Source organism: Mycobacterium sp., from assembly GCF_052145595.1.
Classification (GTDB): Bacteria; Actinomycetota; Actinomycetes; order Mycobacteriales; family Mycobacteriaceae; genus Mycobacterium.
Window position 1 is genome coordinate 1 of the sequence record NZ_JBKQOI010000323.1, and the last position, 16,386, is coordinate 16,386.

General features: G+C 63.4%; 13 protein-coding genes and 5 pseudogenes. 11 read left to right on the forward strand and 7 right to left on the reverse strand.

The features are described from left to right. The 3 genes and pseudogenes from ACLP4W_RS27140 to ACLP4W_RS27150 all read left to right on the forward strand — a co-directional run. A pseudogene (locus ACLP4W_RS27140) lies at positions 1–648 on the forward strand (acyl dehydratase); the annotation flags it as partial. Further along, positions 645–1,904: a CaiB/BaiF CoA transferase family protein gene (locus ACLP4W_RS27145; RefSeq protein ID WP_442390469.1), complete on the forward strand. Its 1,260-nt coding sequence runs from the start codon at positions 645–647 to the stop codon at positions 1,902–1,904. The pseudogene ACLP4W_RS27140 and the gene ACLP4W_RS27145, both read left to right, overlap by 4 nt. Positions 1,905–1,913: 9 nt before the next feature. Then, the gene (locus ACLP4W_RS27150; protein WP_442390470.1) at positions 1,914–3,221 is read left to right on the forward strand and encodes an acetyl-CoA hydrolase/transferase family protein; all 1,308 of its coding nucleotides are present in this window, start codon (positions 1,914–1,916) and stop codon (positions 3,219–3,221) included. Between the two features lie 26 nt (positions 3,222–3,247). On the opposite strand, the gene ACLP4W_RS27155 is transcribed toward ACLP4W_RS27150, so the two are convergent. Further along, positions 3,248–3,961: a GntR family transcriptional regulator gene (locus ACLP4W_RS27155; protein ID WP_442390471.1), complete on the reverse strand. Its 714-nt coding sequence runs from the start codon at positions 3,959–3,961 to the stop codon at positions 3,248–3,250. A gap of 191 nt (positions 3,962–4,152) precedes the next feature. Here ACLP4W_RS27155 and ACLP4W_RS27160 point away from each other — a divergent pair, with 191 nt between their 5' ends. From ACLP4W_RS27160 to ACLP4W_RS27175, 4 genes and pseudogenes are all read left to right on the forward strand, one after another. Continuing rightward, positions 4,153–4,761: a hypothetical protein gene (locus tag ACLP4W_RS27160; RefSeq protein ID WP_442390472.1), complete on the forward strand. Its 609-nt coding sequence runs from the start codon at positions 4,153–4,155 to the stop codon at positions 4,759–4,761. Next, complete coding sequence (locus tag ACLP4W_RS27165; protein WP_442390473.1) at positions 4,758–6,002, forward strand: cytochrome P450; 1,245 nt, start codon at positions 4,758–4,760, stop codon at positions 6,000–6,002. Before ACLP4W_RS27160 ends, ACLP4W_RS27165 begins: the two co-directional genes overlap by 4 nt. A 17-nt stretch (positions 6,003–6,019) precedes the next feature. Beyond that, positions 6,020–6,833, forward strand: a pseudogene (locus ACLP4W_RS27170) (thioesterase family protein). Further along, positions 6,830–7,738: an SDR family NAD(P)-dependent oxidoreductase gene (locus tag ACLP4W_RS27175; RefSeq protein WP_442390474.1), complete on the forward strand. Its 909-nt coding sequence runs from the start codon at positions 6,830–6,832 to the stop codon at positions 7,736–7,738. Before ACLP4W_RS27170 ends, ACLP4W_RS27175 begins: the two are co-directional and overlap by 4 nt. Before the next feature lie 6 nt (positions 7,739–7,744). On the opposite strand, the pseudogene ACLP4W_RS27180 reads toward ACLP4W_RS27175, so the two are convergent. From ACLP4W_RS27180 to ACLP4W_RS27190, 3 genes and pseudogenes are all read right to left on the reverse strand, one after another. Continuing rightward, a pseudogene (locus tag ACLP4W_RS27180) lies at positions 7,745–8,356 on the reverse strand (SDR family NAD(P)-dependent oxidoreductase); the annotation flags it as partial. Between the two features lies 1 nt (position 8,357). Further along, a pseudogene (locus ACLP4W_RS27185) lies at positions 8,358–8,669 on the reverse strand (SDR family NAD(P)-dependent oxidoreductase); the annotation flags it as partial. A gap of 147 nt (positions 8,670–8,816) precedes the next feature. Beyond that, positions 8,817–10,100, reverse strand: a complete 1,284-nt coding sequence (locus ACLP4W_RS27190) for an amidohydrolase family protein (protein ID WP_442390475.1) — start codon at positions 10,098–10,100, stop codon at positions 8,817–8,819. Positions 10,101–10,212: 112 nt separating this feature from the next. Here ACLP4W_RS27190 and ACLP4W_RS27195 point away from each other — a divergent pair, with 112 nt between their 5' ends. Both ACLP4W_RS27195 and ACLP4W_RS27200 read left to right on the forward strand, forming a co-directional pair. Then, positions 10,213–11,775: a class I adenylate-forming enzyme family protein gene (locus tag ACLP4W_RS27195; protein ID WP_442390476.1), complete on the forward strand. Its 1,563-nt coding sequence runs from the start codon at positions 10,213–10,215 to the stop codon at positions 11,773–11,775. Positions 11,776–12,446: 671 nt separating this feature from the next. Further along, positions 12,447–12,730 (forward strand): annotated as a pseudogene (locus ACLP4W_RS27200) (acyl-CoA dehydrogenase family protein); the annotation flags it as partial. 54 nt (positions 12,731–12,784) lie between these two features. Here the strand turns inward: ACLP4W_RS27200 and ACLP4W_RS27205 are convergent. Together ACLP4W_RS27205 and ACLP4W_RS27210 are read right to left on the reverse strand one after the other, a co-directional pair. Continuing rightward, positions 12,785–14,053, reverse strand: coding sequence for a tyrosine-type recombinase/integrase (locus ACLP4W_RS27205; protein WP_442390477.1), 1,269 nt, complete (start codon positions 14,051–14,053; stop codon positions 12,785–12,787). Continuing rightward, complete coding sequence (locus ACLP4W_RS27210) at positions 14,053–14,307, reverse strand: excisionase family DNA-binding protein (RefSeq protein ID WP_442390478.1); 255 nt, start codon at positions 14,305–14,307, stop codon at positions 14,053–14,055. Before ACLP4W_RS27210 ends, ACLP4W_RS27205 begins: the two co-directional genes overlap by 1 nt. A gap of 83 nt (positions 14,308–14,390) precedes the next feature. Here ACLP4W_RS27210 and ACLP4W_RS27215 point away from each other — a divergent pair, with 83 nt between their 5' ends. Further along, the gene (locus tag ACLP4W_RS27215) at positions 14,391–14,645 is read left to right on the forward strand and encodes a helix-turn-helix domain-containing protein (RefSeq protein ID WP_442390479.1); all 255 of its coding nucleotides are present in this window, start codon (positions 14,391–14,393) and stop codon (positions 14,643–14,645) included. Between the two features lie 252 nt (positions 14,646–14,897). Here the strand turns inward: ACLP4W_RS27215 and ACLP4W_RS27220 are convergent, their stop codons facing one another. Then, a complete protein-coding gene (locus tag ACLP4W_RS27220; protein ID WP_442390480.1) occupies positions 14,898–15,020 on the reverse strand; it encodes a hypothetical protein in 123 nt (40 codons plus the stop codon). A 160-nt stretch (positions 15,021–15,180) separates the two neighbouring features. Here ACLP4W_RS27220 and ACLP4W_RS27225 point away from each other — a divergent pair, with 160 nt between their 5' ends. Continuing rightward, positions 15,181–15,978, forward strand: a complete 798-nt coding sequence (locus ACLP4W_RS27225; RefSeq protein ID WP_442390481.1) for a hypothetical protein — start codon at positions 15,181–15,183, stop codon at positions 15,976–15,978. Positions 15,979–16,386 lie beyond the last annotated feature (408 nt).

Here is a 16,386-nt window from a genome sequence, read left to right on the forward strand (position 1 = left end):
GGGAGCAAAGGGTCCAAGCACAAGGACCTCACGCCTGCACAGTATTCCGATGACGAGATAGCCCGTATTGCGCAGTGCTACGCCGAGGAACCGGCGAAAATCCGGGGCGCAAAGCCGCGGTACTGGGAGGACGTCGCCATCGGCGACAGCATCGGCGAATTGATCCGCGGCCCATGGACAGCCACCAACTCGGTCTGTTTCATGCGTGTCTACGGAGGACAGTTCCTCAAGACACACAGCTACTGGTACGACTACCTCGCACAGCACCCGAAGGCTGGGCGGCCCAATCACCAGGGCATCCCCGAAGGGCCCTCCATAGGGCACTGGGACAACGAATACGCTCGCAGTGTCGGTGTTCCCGCCGCATACGACTACGGTCCGGAACGCATCGCGTGGCTTTGCACGCTCGCCACCTACTGGGCCGGCGACCACGGCACCCTGCGCAAGTTGACGGTGACGCTGCGCAGATTCAACCTGCAGGGCGACCTGACCACACTGACCGGCCGCATCACCGACAAAGCCGAACTGGACGGCAGGCCCGTGGTGAGAGCCGAAATCTCCGCGACCGACCAACGCGGCATCGTGACCGCCGCCGGCGAAACGGAGATCGAACTACCGCGTAGGAACGACCGAGAGAAGACACGATGACCGACACCTCCGCAGGGCACAGCACTGACGGCGCGGGCGAACTCGCCGGACCACTGAGCGGCGTCCGGATACTCGACTTCACCCGCGTGCTTGCTGGTCCGTTCGCCACCATGATGCTCGGCGACCTCGGCGCTGAGATCATCAAGATCGAACGACCCGGCAAAGGCGACGAATCCCGTTACAGCGGACCGAAGGCCAACGGTGAGAGCACACACTTCATCACCGCCAACCGCAACAAGAAGAGTGTGGTCCTCGATCTGAAGAAGCCCGAGGGCGTCCGGGTGGCGCGGGAACTGGCCGCCAAGTGCGACGTCGTTGTCGAGAACTTCCGCCCGGGCGTTATGGCCCGCCTCGGTTTGGACTACGAGTCGCTGCGCGAGGTCAACCCCGCCATCGTGGTCGCATCGATCTCCGGATTCGGCACGTACGGCCCGATGCGCGACCGACCCGCGTTCGATGTGATCGCTCAGGCCATGACCGGTGCCATGTCGGTCACCGGCCATCCCGGCCAGCCGCCGTCGCGGCTGGGGGTCGCGATGGGCGACCTGGCGGGTGGCCTCTACGCGATCATCGCCATCCTTGCAGCCATCCGGGAGCGTTCCATCACCGGCCGTGGCGCTGCGATCGACATCGCGATGTACGACTCGATGCTGGGTCTGATGCACTATTACCTGACCGATTACTTCCTGACGGGCAAGGATCCTGGACCCGTGGGCTCGGGCAATCCCAGCATCGTTCCCTACGGTGCCTACCAGGCCAAGGACGGTGACATCATCATCGCGGCCTTCCAGACCCAGTTCTGGCGCCGGCTCTGCGACGTCATCGGCCGCCCCGACTTGTCGCGCGATGAGCGGTTCGCCACCAACGATCTGCGTGTGGCCAACAAGGCGGAACTGACGCCGATCCTCGAGGAGGTCCTCGTCACGAAAACCCGCGCCGAATGGTCGGCGGCCCTCGATGCGGCCGACATCCCGAACGCGTCGGTTCAGAAGGTCAGCGAAGTGGTGGTAGCGCCGCATACCGAGGCCCGCGGGATGATCGAGCAGGTCGACCATCCGATCGCCGGCATCGTGAAGATGACCGGACGCCCGATCAAGTTCGTCGGACGTGATCGCGAGCCGTTGCGTCCGTCGCCGATGCTGGGTGAGCACACGGTCGAGGTGCTGCGTGGCCTGCTCGACTACACCGACAAGGACATCGAGGGCCTGGTCGCCTCGGGCGCAACGGAACTGGGCGCCGTGGCGGCAGAGGTCTGAACACGCACCGTGGCACATCCGACCAGGCGCAGCCCATCCGAAGACGACTGGCGCGACCATTACCTGCGGCGCGTGGTGGATGCGCGCACCGCGGCCACCAAGGTGCCTGCGGGAAGCCTGCTCGTATTCACTTCGTACGAGGGTGAGCCGACGGTTCTGATCGACGCGATGATCGCCGAAGGTGTCCTCGGCACGTGTCGCGGGTTCCAGTCCGTGCGAGGGACCCGCGGGCTTCTCGCCGATCCGGAGGTCACCGGCGGGTTACGCCTGCTGACCTACTCGCCGGCAGGCGCGGCCGTCAAGGCGGTGGCCGACGGCACGGCGAGTTTCATCCCGGGTTCGATACACACCATCTGCCGGCTCCTCGACGACGGTGCGTTCGCGCCGGACGTGGCCGTGGTGAATTTGACGCCGCCCGACGAGCAAGGATTTTGCTCCTTCGGGTCCAGTACCGACTTTGCCGCCATCGCCGCGCAAAGGGCGCGGGTGGTCATCGCGCAGGCGAACTCCGCCATGCCCCGCGTGTCGTCCGAGCTGCGGCTGCACGTCTCGGAGGTCGACTGGTTCGTCGAGGTGGACGAGCCGCTACCGGCCGCGCCGTCCGTAGTCGTCGACGAGGTGTCCCAACGCATCGGCGAGTTCGTGGCCGAGCTCGTTCCCGACGGCGCCTGCGTTGAGGTCGGCATCGGCGCGATTCCCGACGCCGCACTCGACGCCCTCAGCGGGCGCCGTGAGCTCGGCATGCATTCGGGATTGCTGACCGACGGTATGCGGCGCCTCTACGACGAGGGCGTACTGACCGGCGAGCGCAAGGAAGTCGACCGAGGTCTGCTGGTCGCCAACCAGCTCCACGGCTCCGAGGAGCTCTACCGATTCGCGGCCACTTCGCCTGCGGTCAGCATGCGGTCGGCGGCATACACCCACGATGTCCGAATCATCGGATCGCTCAGCAACTTTCACGCGCTTAACTCCGCGGTCTCGGTGGACTTGCGCGGTCAGGTCAACTCCGAGTTCTTGCGCGGTCGCCAGGTCGCGGGCACGGGCGGATCGCTTGACTTCGCCATTGGCGCTTCGGTGTCGCGCGGCGGACGATGCATCGTCGCACTTCCGGCCACGGCGGGTGGCGGAAAGTATTCGCGAATCGTGCCGGTGCTGGAAAGCGGCAGCGTTGTGACCTTGCCGGCAGTTCTCGTCGACTGCGTAGTCACCGAGTATGGCATCGCCCGGCTGTCGGGTCGAACGCTAGAAGAACGCGCCCGCGAACTGACTGCGGTGTGCCATCCCGATTTTCGCGACCTGTTGGGTGCGTCATCGTGATGCCTCCGTCACCGCGCCCGGTAACGTCAGCGCCGCTTTGCGGGCGTGCTGCCCTCGACAGAGACGTCGAAATCGTGGCTGGCGCACAAATGCAACTGCATCTGCGCCTGGGCCCGCTCGGCGTCGCCGTCGCGGATGGCGTTGGCGATGGCCACGTGTTCCTCGATAGTTCGACGCAGCCGGGCGGAACTGCGCTGACTCGAATTGTAGAAACGGTATTGATCGACCCGGTTGTAGACCTGGGACAGGAAGCGCGTGAGCATCTTGTTGTCGGAGGCCTGAAAGATCGCCTGATGAAACGCGCGGGCCGACGCCAGGGCCATCGTGGTATTACCGCTCTTGATTTCATACCGCATCTCGGAGATGGTTCTCTCGAGTTGCGACACGATCGACTCACCAGCCTTTCGTGCGATGACCTGACGAACGGCGAGAGTTTCGAGCGCGACGCGGATTTCGTGAACGTCGTCGGCCTCGGCCTGCGACAGGCTCGCGACGAGGATCCGCCTGTGATGGCGTGTCAGCAAGCCCTGCACCTCGAGCTCGCGCAGAGCTTCACGCACGGGGGTTCTACTGACGCCGAGCTGGCTCGCGATCTCACTCTCGGTGATGGCCTGCCCGGGAGCGAAAGCGCCCGACAAGATCCCGTCGCGGACGGCGACGAAGACATCGCCGACTGCGGACGAAGAGCGTTGTTGCGCGGCCGAAGCGTTGGCCGTGGTCGCGAACGGGTTGGGTTGCACCGGAGGAGTCCTCTCTCTGGCTCGCCGAGACGGGGCCGAGCATCGGTTCGCGTGCCGCGGTCTCAATCGCGACGGGCCATGCGGCCAGCTGAATACTTGTATGCTAATGCCAAGCTGGCAGCCACAATAGCAACCTCGAACCTCGGATCCGAAGAGCAACGCGAATCGATGACTAGGCAGAAGGTGCACACGTGGCCGACGATCTAGCGAATATCTTTTCCGCAGCCGAGCGGTTGATCGACCAGCTCGACAATCCCCATCACATCGCGATCATGGAAAACTACCGAATGCACGCGATGTTGGAGTATTGCGGCCGGTTCGACGAACTCCTGGCCCCCGAGATGACCATCGAGCACCCCGTTTACCGCATCTGCACGCCTCAGACCGGATATCGCGTGTACGACGGGATGGAGGAAGTGCGCGATGAGTTCTATGCCCCGCTGGTGGAACGTGGGCAGACGGTGCAAACCAAGGAGCAGGAACACATCGCCGTCAGCGACTGGGGATTCTCCCAGGAGCAATTTGTGCATCAGCACCTGAGGGGACACGCGGCGAAGGCCAAGGGGCATGACGTCGAAGACCTCGACGGCTACTACGTCGAGGACCATTGGACGTCGATGTATTTCGTCTACAACGAGGAAGCCCGTCTCGTCGGCGAGCATATCTATCACTCGCCGGCGACTGATCTGCGCAAGATCAGTCGCGAGGAGTTCTACGACCTCGAACAGCTGCGGGCCGTTCTGGAACCGAAGATCGCGGCGGGACCACACCGTCGGCTAGCGGTAGGGAGCAACGGGTGAGCGAAACTATCGTGTCGGGCATTCCTACGTTCTTCTCGGCCGAAGTAGCCGCCGATCCGTACGCGTTCTACCGAATGTTGCGGGCCGATGCGCCGGTGCACTATGACCCGGAGTTGAATGGCTATCTGATCAGCAGGCATGCGGACGTGGCACGGGGATACCGGGATCCGATCTTCAGCTCGCGCAGCTACGAACAGATCATTGAGCCGGTGTTCGGGCGATCGCTGCTGCAGATGGACGGCAAGGAGCATGCGCGCAAGCGTGCCCTGGTGACTCCTTACTTTCGCGGCAAGGGACTGGAAGCATGGCAGGGCGTCATCATGCGCAATGCCATGGCGATTCTGGGCGACGCCACCGCCGGCGCGGCCGAACACCTGGCCAGCCGATTCGAGCCGGGTCAAACGGTCGACATTGTGGACGAATTCTGCAATTACCTTCCGGTGTACGTCATTACGGAGATGCTTGGGCTGCCGCGAGACGATTATCCTCGCTTCAAACAGTGGTACACCGCGCACACGAATTTCATCGGTGCGTTCGGCACCGATCCCGAGATAGATCGGATCGGGCGGGCGGCGACCGCCGAACTGTGGGAGTATCTGACGCCGATCATCGCCGAGCGGCGCGCCAGCCCAGGCTCCGATCTGATCTCCACCCTGGTGACGGCAGAAGTCGAGGGCGAGACGTTCGATGACATCGAGGTCAAGACGCATGTCACCCAGCTGCTCAACGCGGGCTCGGAGACCACTGGAAAGGCGTTGGCGAGCATGATCGCCATAGTGCTCGGCCAACGCGAACTGTTCGACGAGATCTGTGAGGACCGCTCGAAGATCACCGCCGCCATCAGCGAGACATTGCGGTACATCCCGCCGTCGCAGATGAACAGTCGGCAGGTGACCGAGGACATCGAGTTGCATGGCCAGCACATTCCGGCAGGGTCGTTGGTGGTGTTGATGATCGGCAGCGCGAACAGAGACGAAGCGCGATTCGACCACGCCGACCAATTCGACCCGCGCCGCAGCGACCTGGAACACGAGAAGGTGTTCAACAACACCGGTGAGCATTTCGCGTTCGGTGGCGGACGACACTTCTGCCTCGGGGCGATGCTTGCTCGCAGTGAAATCGATGTCGGGATGAACCTGTTGCTGGACCGGTTCCCGAATATGCGAGTGGCCGATGGGTTCACGCCCGCGTGGACCGGGGTGAAGGCACGCTATCTTCCTCGACTCCTGTTGACGCTGTAGCGGCGGGCAGGGCGCCGGTGTCAGACGCGTACTACGAGCTGATTGACCAATCCGCTTCGTTCGGTGAACGATTCGGCGCGACCGAGTATGTGCGAAGCGCGTGGGATCCCAACCATCCAGAACGGTGCGCCGGTGTCGGCCTTGCTCGTTCGTGCGCTAGAGCGCTGCAGCCCCCGTGAGGGTGTTCGGTTGAGCCGGGTGGCGGTAGATCTTCTCGGCCCGGTTCCGATCTGCGATGAGCTCTGGGTTTCCGCGCAGATTGAGCGCGCGGGCTCGAAGATCGAACTGCTCAGCGCCGACATGCTGGGCCCAGGCCCCAACGGAGTATGGCGTGCTGTCGCCAAGGCCAGTGCATGGCGGTTCGCGAATTACGACACCGTGGCGCTGACCTTCGCCGTGGCGCCACCGTTGCGTCCGGTCGGAGAGGCTTCGCGGTTTCAGGTGGACGGGAGCCTTACCCCAAGCTATGTCACAAGCTTGGAGTGGTGCATGCTCACCGACTTGTATGACATTCCGGCGGAGTCTTGGGCTAGGCCGGTCGTCGACCTGGTTCACGGGGAGACGATGACGCCGCTGGAACGTCTGTTCACGGTGGCTGACATGGCGAATGGTCTGGGCACTCGAGTCGAGATGCTCGATTGGATGTTCATGAACACCGATCTGGTGGTGCATATCCATCGGATACCCCAGGGTGAGTGGGTTGGTGTGCAGGCCGAGACGAATTACGGGCCCGACGGAGTTGGAGTATCGGCAGGCACGCTCTTCGATCAGTGTGGTGCCGTCGCCAAAATCCAACAGGCTCAACTACTTAGGCCTCGGGTCGAGCGATGAGCGAGTTACGGTTCGACGGCCAGGTGGTGTTGGTCACGGGGGCTGGGCGCGGCCTCGGTCGAAGCCATGCCCGTGCGTTGGCCGCGCGAGGCGCGCGGGTGGTTGTTGCCGATCGCGGTGTCGAGGCCGACGGAAGTGGATCGTCGTCGGCTCCCGCCGACGCGGTGGTGGGTGAGATCACGAAGAACGGCGGTGAGGCGATTGCGTGTTACGGCTCGGTCGCCGAGGAGCAGTCCGCGAACGCGATCGTTGCCACGGCCATCGACTCCTATGGGCGTATAGATGCCGTTGTGAACAACGCAGGCATTGGTCTGGGCGGGCTGTTCGTCGAGACGGACCCGGCAACGTTCCGCACGCTGGTGGATGTTCACTATTACGGCACCCTCTACGTCACCAGGGCCGCGTGGCCGCATTTCGTGCGCGCAGGCTACGGACGCGTCGTCAACACGGTTTCGGAGGTGATGCTTGGGGGGATGCCCGGTGTGGTGCCGTACGGCTCGGCCAAAGGCGCGGTCTTCGCGCTCACTCGCGGACTGGCTGTCGAAGCCGCCGCGCACGGCATCCGGGTCAATGCCATCGCGCCCCGCGCATACACGCGGATGTCGGCGCCCCAATCCGATCAGATGGCGGCCAACATGGCCCCGCCGGACGGGACGCCGAAGAAACTCGCGGGCGCAATGGCTCCCGAGCAGTGCGCTTCAGCGGCTGTCTACTTGACACACCGGTCCTGCTCGCTCAACGGCGAATTGCTAACGGTCGGTCTCGGCGGCATCTCGCGCGTCGCCGTGGTTCAGAGCCCGGGAATTTGGCGGGAATCGCTGACCGCCGAGGATATCTCGAACAATCTAGACGCGATCGTGGACCTCGGCGCCGCGCACGAAATCCGTGCCATTCCCAATCTGTGACTGCGACTATCGCGTATTCGCCAGTCGCCCAACCCGAGCCATCAGTCCGGTGTATCGGGCACCGAGCAGGCGCGGCAGCGCCGCGGCCGCCCACCCGTCGGGTCCGATGACGATTCTGGCCCGGTTCCTGTCGGTGCCGCGCAGGATCAACCGGGCCGCCTTCTCCGGAGACGTCAGCGCGGCCCGTTGGAACTGCCGCACGGCCTTGTCGCGATCTTCGGTGTCGGCGGTGCGCATATTCGCGCCGAAGTTGCTGCCAACGACGCCGGGATGCACACAGTGCACGGTAATCGGATGCCGTTCGATGATCATCTCCTGGCGGATCGCTTCAGTAAATCCTCGCACCGCGAACTTCGATGTGCTGTAGCCGCTTTGGTAGGCGAAGGCGATCAGTCCAAATGCGCTCGAGATGTTCACGAGGCGGGCGGGCCGTTGCGGCGATCCGGCTTCGATCAGTTGCGGCAGGAACGCTTTGGTGCCGTTGACGACGCCGCCGACGTTGATCCCGATTAACCAGTCGAAATCTTCCCACGACATGTCGGCCGCGCTGGCGAACAGATCGACTCCGGCGTTGTTGAACACCATCGAGGCGGGCCCGAGGTCGCGACGTACATCGTCAGTTGACTTGCAGGATGTTCTCGTGCCCGTCGACGGTCGGGCGGCCGGTAGCCACCATTCCGCCCGCGTTTTTCGCCAGAACGTCGATGCGCGGGTAACGGTCGCGTAGTTCGCCGGCGAGCCGCCGAACCTGGGACAGGTCGGAGAACTCGGCGACGAAATGGTCCACATTCAGTTCCGCGGCGACAGATTTCGTCTTCTCTGGCGAGCGGCCGACCACGACGACGTTATGCCCGGCGGGGTGAAGCTGCCGGGCCCCGGCGGCGCCGAGGTCGTCGCTGGCGCCGGTGATGACGATCGTCCTACCCGTCAAACCCGTCCCTTCCGTCCCGTTCTGCGCAGTCGCCGTGTCGCGCACCTGAGCGGGGTAGGGCGGGCGGCTGGGAATCCAATGATTATTTTTATGTACGAGAATTAGCATTCTCGTATCAGGTCGGCGAATCCCCGTCACGCCAGACTGTCAGCGAAGCTGTTGAGTCGCAGCCTGCAGGACTTCGGCACCGGCGCCCGTCTTCTCCTTTGTGGACAGCGCCCGGATCGAGACGTCGTGGCCCTCGGCGGCTTTGCGTAGCGCGCCCACAGTGCCCTGATCGCGGGTCAGGTGGGTGAACGGATCCCAGTGATACCAGCGCATCGCGTTTTCGTACGTCATCTTGTTGATTTCGGCGTCGGGCACGTTGTGTTCGGTTAGGACCTCGTGCAGCTGCTCAGGGGCGTTGGGCCACATCGAGTCAGAGTGCGGGTAGTCCGCCTCCCAGCAGATGTTGTCGATGCCGACCGCGTTGCGCAGTTGCACGCCAACGTGATCGGAGATGAAGCAGGTCAGGAAGTGGTCGCGGAACACGTCCGAGGGCTTTTGCTTGCCGAAGTCCTGACCGGTCCACGTCGAGTGCATCTCGTAGGTGCGGTCAGCGCGCTCCAGGAAGTAGGGAATCCAGCCGGTGCCGCCCTCGGAGAGGGCGATCTTGAGGTCTTTATATTCCTTAACGGGCTTGGACCACAACAGATCCGCAGCCGCCTGCACGATGTTCATTGGCTGCAGGGTGATCATCACGTCCATCGGCGCATCCGGCGCCGTGATCGCTAACCTGCCGGAGGACCCGATGTGCACATTCATCACCGTGTCGGTGTCGACGAGCGCCTCCCACATCGGCTTCCAGTAGTCGAAGTCATGGAAGGACGGGTAGCCCATCGCGGCGGGGTTCTCGGTAAAAGTCAGTGCGTGCACGCCGCGTGCAGCGTTTCGACGGATCTCCTTGGCGCACGCCTCGGCATCCCAAATCACCGGCAGTGTCATCGGGATGAACCGAGCCGGGTAGGCCCCGCACCATTCCTCGACGTGCCAGTCGTTGTAGGCCTGCAGCAGCGCTAGGGAGAATGCCGGATCGTCGGTGGCGAACAGGCGCCCGGCGAAGCCGGGGAAGGACGGAAAGCAGATCGAACCGAGGATGCCGCCGGCGTTCATGTCCTTGATGCGTTCGTCGACCTGCCAGCACCCTGGCCGGATCTCGTCGAGGCCCTGTGGCTCCAAGCCGTATTCCTCTTTCGGCCGGCCCGCCACGGCGTTGAGCGCGACGTTAGGAATGACCACGTCGCGGAACTGCCAGGTATCGCTGCCGTCGGGGTTGTGCACCAGCCGCGGCGCCTCCTCGAGGTACTTCTTCGGGAGGTGATTCTTGAACATATCGGGTGGCTCGACGATGTGATCGTCAACGCTGACCAGAATCATGTCGTCTTTGTTCACTTCTGACCTTTCTGTCCGGCGCGCCAAGTGTATGTGAGTATACCGGCATACAAAAGGTGAGAATAGCGGCAATGATGGTCATCCACCGCGTCGATCGGGAGACGATGAGTTCATGACAACGGAGTGCGTCGGAGGATCTTCAACCACGTACTGGGCGCTGATCGAGTCGGCGGCGCGATCGCGGCCCGACCGGATCATCCTGTCCGACGACTACGGTCGGAACCTCACGGCTTCGGGGCTGCGCAAGTGCGCTTTGCGCACTGCGGCAGCCCTCACTGAAGCCGGCGTCTGCGAGGGCACCGTCGTCTCGTGGCAACTCCCGACGACGTTGGAGACCATGGTTGTGATGGCTGCGCTGGCGCGTCTGGGTGCCGTGCAAAATCCCATCCTTCCGATCTGGCGGGAGAACGAAATTCGCCATGCGATTGCCCAGATCGGAAGCGACGTGCTCGTCGTACCGCGCACGTGGCGAGGCTTCGACCACGGCGATCTCGCGCAGGCGTTGGCCCGTGAGTGCCCCATGACCCTGGTGATATTGGATATCGACGGCCCACCCGACAACCCGGATCTTCGGCTGCCCATGGGTGAGCCGTCCCGGTTGCCCGAGGCGCCGACGAATGCGGACGGCGTGGCCTGGATCTACTATTCCTCAGGCACTACCGCTGCGCCGAAAGGAATCCAGCACAGCGACGCGTCTGTGATGGCGGGGTGTGCCGGTGTTCTCGGCATGCTGGGAACTAGCAGCGACGACGTGACTCCGATCGCCTTCCCGGTCTCGCATATCGGTGGCGCCGCAATGCTCGCCGCCGCCCTGACGACCGGTATGCGGCTGGTTCTGTTCGATGTCTTCGATCCAGCCATGACGCCCCTCGCCATCGCCGCCCATCGCCCGACGCTGCTGGGTTCAGCGACACCGTTTTTCGTCGCCTACCTGGCGGCCCAGGATCGGTACGGTCCCGAGCCGCTCTTCCCCGCCCTACGCGGCTGCACCGGTGGCGGGGCGCCGATCGCCGCGGAGCTGGGACGGCGCGTACGACGAGTGCTGGGAGTGCCGGGGGTCGCGAACGCCTGGGGGCTGACGGAGTTTCCCGTTGCGACTTCGCCACGCTTGGACGACGCCGAAGAGCTGCTGGATCATTCCGTCGGCAAACCGGTGCCGGGGGTTCGCGTTCGGGTGGCGGATACCGAAGGCCGTGACGTGGCGACGGGCACAGAAGGTGAACTGAGGCTCAAGGGGCCGCAGTGCTTCAAAGGCTATGTCGACGCCTCACTCGACACCGACGCGTTCGACGCCGACGGTTGGTACCGCACCGGTGATCAGGGCCGTATCGACGCCGACGGAAACGTGCACGTCACCGGCCGGATAAAGGACGCGATCATCCGCAACGCGGAGAACATCTCGGCACTAGAGGTGGAGGAGGCGGTGATCACGCATCCCGACGTCGCGGACGTCGCTGTGATCGGTGTTCCCGATGAGCGGACAGGGGAGCGGGTTTGCGCGGTCGTCGTACCAGCGCGAGGCGCAATGGGCAGCATCACTGATCTCTCCACCCATTGCGGCGCACAAGGTCTCAGCAGGTACAAGTGGCCTGAGAGGGTAGAGCTCGTCGACGCACTGCCGCGCAACCTCACCGGCAAGGTGCTCAAAGCAGAACTTCGTCGCCGGTTTTCCTGAAGGGTGCGCCCGCCGCGGCCACACAGCCGAGGGACGCGGATGTTGATCGATGGATCGATCGGACTGCTCGATATGCGCATTTCCGTACCGATCCCGCTGTCGGCGCCAGGCATGCCGTGATAGTGGCCGCGATCACGCCGATTTACACGCGCGCGTCTTGCTCGGCCGCGAGCGCCTGCTGGATTACCGCCGCGCCGATGAACTCGTCGAGCAGATCCGCCGCCGACAGCAGGACCAAAGTCAGGCCACCATGCCCGGGCCAACCTCCGTCAGGATCTCGTGGCCGCCGCACTGCTGTCGGGGTAGCCGGCCCGCAGGCGCTGGCTCCGGCCGGCTGGCCAACCGGCACCGCCCTTCGCATTCCAGGCTTGACCGGTTGCTGTGGTGGCGACAATTTTTGGCTTCTGGTTCGCCACGTCGGCGGCGTGGAGGGCAGACGAACTGTCGCGTGGTTTCGGTGTTACTCACGGGTCGAGCAATATTGATGCCATCAACACCTGCGGCATATCCGCAGGTCGTTTCGTGTCGTTTCGCGTACTCTCGCGTAGATTAATTATGGGTTTCGCAGGTCACGGCCATTTCTGGGGCGGGTTCGATTCCCGGCAGCCCATCCTGCGCCCCATTTGGGGCGCAGTGGGGACCGCAGCAGAGTTAGGAACAGTTTCAGTCCGCGATCAACGCTGCTGAAGCTGGCTGTTGGCAATGCCGCGTCGTCGGCCCCGATTTCCGAGCTGCTTTCGATGCGCACCCGGCCACGGTTGTGCCGAGTTCGCGGTGTTGTCGTTCGGCATCGACAGCGCGATCGGCGAACCGGGGTATGCGCGGGGTACTGGGTCGGCTTCCTCTTTGTCGGCCGGGCTACACGATTTATGGCGGCACCTCGGAGGTGCAGCTCAACATTGTCGCCGAGCGTCTGCCGGGGCCTGTTCCTGCGATCCGTGGGGCAGTTCCTTAAGCGGAGAGGATAGGCGGCATAGTAGAGCCGCTGAGTGATGACGTTTGTATCCTCCTATGCGGTTGTGTCAGCGCCGACGTCGTCCGAAGGGAATAACGAGCTCATGGAGTCAAGCGCGTCGCGCTGGACGCCTTCGATCACTTCGACGTAAGTCCCCGTTGTCACGGTGATCGAGCTGTGCCGCAGGATCTTTTGGACTGTTGTCGGCTCGACTCCCATGGTGAACAGCAACGTCGCGCATGAGTGGCGCAGATCGTGCACTCTGAGTTGAGGTACGCCTGCCGTTTTGCACAGACTGCGGAACATGCGGTTGACGTTTCGGGGTTCAATGGGGCCGCCGACGGCCGTTGTAAACACCAGCCCCGTGTTACGCCACGTCGAACCGGCCGCCCACTGTTCTTTGAGTTGGCGTCGGTGGTGACTCGCAAGGATCGCCACGAGTGGCCCTGGGAGCGGCAGAACTCCCGCGGAGCCTTCGGTCTTGACACTGTCGAGCTTCAGTTCACCATCCACGCGGTGTAGCGCCCGGTTGATCGTGATGCGTCCGGATTCGAGATCCACTTCTTGCCATCTGAGCCCGAGCGCCTCACCACGTCGAAGTCCCATCGACAGCGCGACCGCCCACAGCGCGTAGAGCCGGTGGTTTTCCGCGGCCTTGAGGAAGCGGCGCGCCTCGGAACGTGTGAATGCTCGGACTTTCCGCTCGTCGGTGACACGCACCTGCACCAGACGCGCGACGTTGCGGCTTAGCAGCTCTTCGTCGACCGCATCCTGCAGAGCCGCTCTAAGCACACGCAGGATGTGTCGTATTGAACTCGCGGACAAGACATCGTTGCAGCATTGCGGTGGCTGCAGAGCGCAACATCGCGCCTTCGACTTTTCTGTCCGAGCGGCGTCCTTGCCCTGCGCGCAGCACTGACACTTGGTTTGCAGTCCGGTCAACCATGCGCGGATGTCGGCCGGCTGCAGCGACTTCAACTTGCGCTTTCCGATGCCGGGCACGATGTGCAGGCGCACATCACCCTCGTATGTCGCGTACGTCGTGCGTCGGATGCTGGGCTCTGCGATGATCTCGAGCCAATAGGTCATGTAGTCCGCAACGGTAAATGTTGTTGTTGCCGTAGGTATACCGCGTCGCTGCTGTTCGAGAAGCTTGCCCAGTTCGTCCAATGCGGCACGTTCGGTGCGGCCGTAGACGCTGATGCGCCTGCGTCGCCCGTCGGGGGTGTCGACAAAAACCTTCGCCTCCCACCGGCCGTCGGCACGGCGGTATACGCCGCCTTGGCCATTGGCGTTGCGCTTGGGCTTCCCGCGTGCAGCCATTAGGCGGACTCATCGATCAAGCTGGCGAGATAGTCTTCGAAGGATTGCCGAATAATCCGACGGCACCTACCGATCTGGACCGAAGCGAGCCTATCCTCCCAGATAAGCCGGTAGATCATCCAGCGACTGACCGCGAGTCGGTCTGCAGCCTCTTGAACCGTGATCAATTCGGCCAGAGATCCACCGGCCATCGGACCTTCACCTACCCGCCTCTGTGCCTGAGCGCTAGCAATCGACAATCTAGGACTCAGCATAAGGCCTATTACGCTTGGGAGCAACACACATGGGTACGATACGCTCTGGCCTGTTACGCCCGAGCCGTATGAGGTTGGCAGCCATGCCTAGCGCCGAACCCTCCTCGCTGAACGAGACCACCCGATTGTTTGGCGAAAGAGTCAGGCAACGCCGGCTGGAACTGGGCCTGAGTCAGGAAGCGGCTGCCGTTCGATGCGGCATCCACTGGACGCAACTGGGCAAGGTGGAGCGCGGCCAGCGCAGTCTCCGGCTCGAAACAATCGTCAAGATCGCTGCTGGCCTGGACATCGATCCGGGGAAATTGGTCACCGGGCTGCCGAAGCCCGAACTTCAGTAAGATGGCCCGCAAGACGTCCGCCAGGTCCAAGCGGCGTGAAATCGCCGCCTCTACACATCCGGAACCTGTATTTTGCCTTCGTTCGGCCTTTAATAGGGTGCATTTGGGCCTTTAAGGGTGACAGCACCTCGTACCCAGAGGAGGACACTCACGACTCCCGTGACTTTCCGTCCGAACCCCGCCGCCAGGTTCAGCGTCTAGTGCAGGACGCCGCCGAAGTCGCCCCGAGGCGGGCTCAAAGCCGCGGAGCAGCTAGGGCGCCTCGGCGAGGGTGACCTCGGCGCCGATGTCCTGGCGATGCGGGTGCAGGTCGGCCGGGCATCGATGCGGCGTCGGCGACGATGACCACGACTTCGATCCAGGGAAATTGTTCACCGGGTTGCCGGAGCCTGAGCTGCACTAAGACTGCCGGCAAGACGTCCGCCAGGGTCCACGCGGCATCAAGATCGCCGCCTCTACACATGCCAAACCTGTATTTGGCCTTCGTTCGGGACTTTAAAGGGTGAAAGCGACCTTCACCTAGAGGAGGACACCCATGATTCCCCCGACCTTCCGTCCCGAACCCCGCTGCCACGTCTGCCGCACCGACTCCATTCGCGACGATGTCAATGCGATGCTGGCCGGGGGATCGTCCTACGCCCAGATTGTTCGCGCCGTCGCCGCGGACGGCGCTGGCGAGCTCAGTTTGGACAGCGTGCGCAACCACGCGAACCGCCATTTTCCGGTCCAGAACGCTGCCCAGGCCACCTTCCGCGAAATTGTCGAGCGCCGGGCGGCCCAGAACCGGATCGATTTCATCAACGGGGTTACCACGGCCGTTACCCCGCTGGCCTACTACGAGACGTTGATGGTTAAAGCCTTCCAGCGTCTGGTACAGGACGAGATCAAAGTCAGCCCCGAGACCGGGCTCAAAGCCGCGGAGAAGCTCCAGGGCGCCCTTGGCGAGGGTGACCCCGGCGCCGATCTCCTGCGGGTTCGGGTGCAAGTCGGCCGGATAATCGAAGCGGTGCACGCCATGGTGCCCGAGTCGAAGTGGGGTGAGCTCGCCGCCAGGCTCAATGATGCCGAGCTCGTTCAGCCCTCTCGCGAGCCTCTCTATGCGGGCGAAGATGAGGACGAGGACGAGCCGTTCGATGCCCGTGGTGTCGGCGACGGTGACGATGACGAGCCGTTCGATGGCGGTGGTATCGGCGATGATGACGATGACGAGCCGTTCGATGGCGGTGGCGTCGGCGATGATGACGATGACGAGTCAATTGATGCCGGTGATGTCGGCGACGATGACGACGAGCCGTTCGATCCCGGTGACGTCGGCGACGATGCCGACTTCTGAGCGAATCCGCCCGCAGCCGAGCTGGCCGGCCTTCTCCCGGTCGACCTCGGCGCCGGGAGTAGTGCGAGATACGCGGTACTTACCCGTATATATGCGGTACTTACTCGAACTTGCCCCGCGCCGGGCCCCTCCGGGCGCCGTGGGCATCTCGGTGGAGCACTGACGACACTCTTGACGACAACGCTGACGACAGCACCTGCTCCAGCGACGTCGACTACACGGCCTGCGTCGCGACATCGTGCCTGTTCAGGGAGTGTGCCTACTCCTGGCAGTGTGGGGGTCAGGGGTTCGAGTCCCCTTAGCTCCACAGTCAGATGGCCACGTAGATGCGTGCTGATGGTTAGCTACTAAGACCTGAAAAAGTCGGCGCGTTGATCCACCGTGAGGTGCTGCTGAGCAGAGAGGATG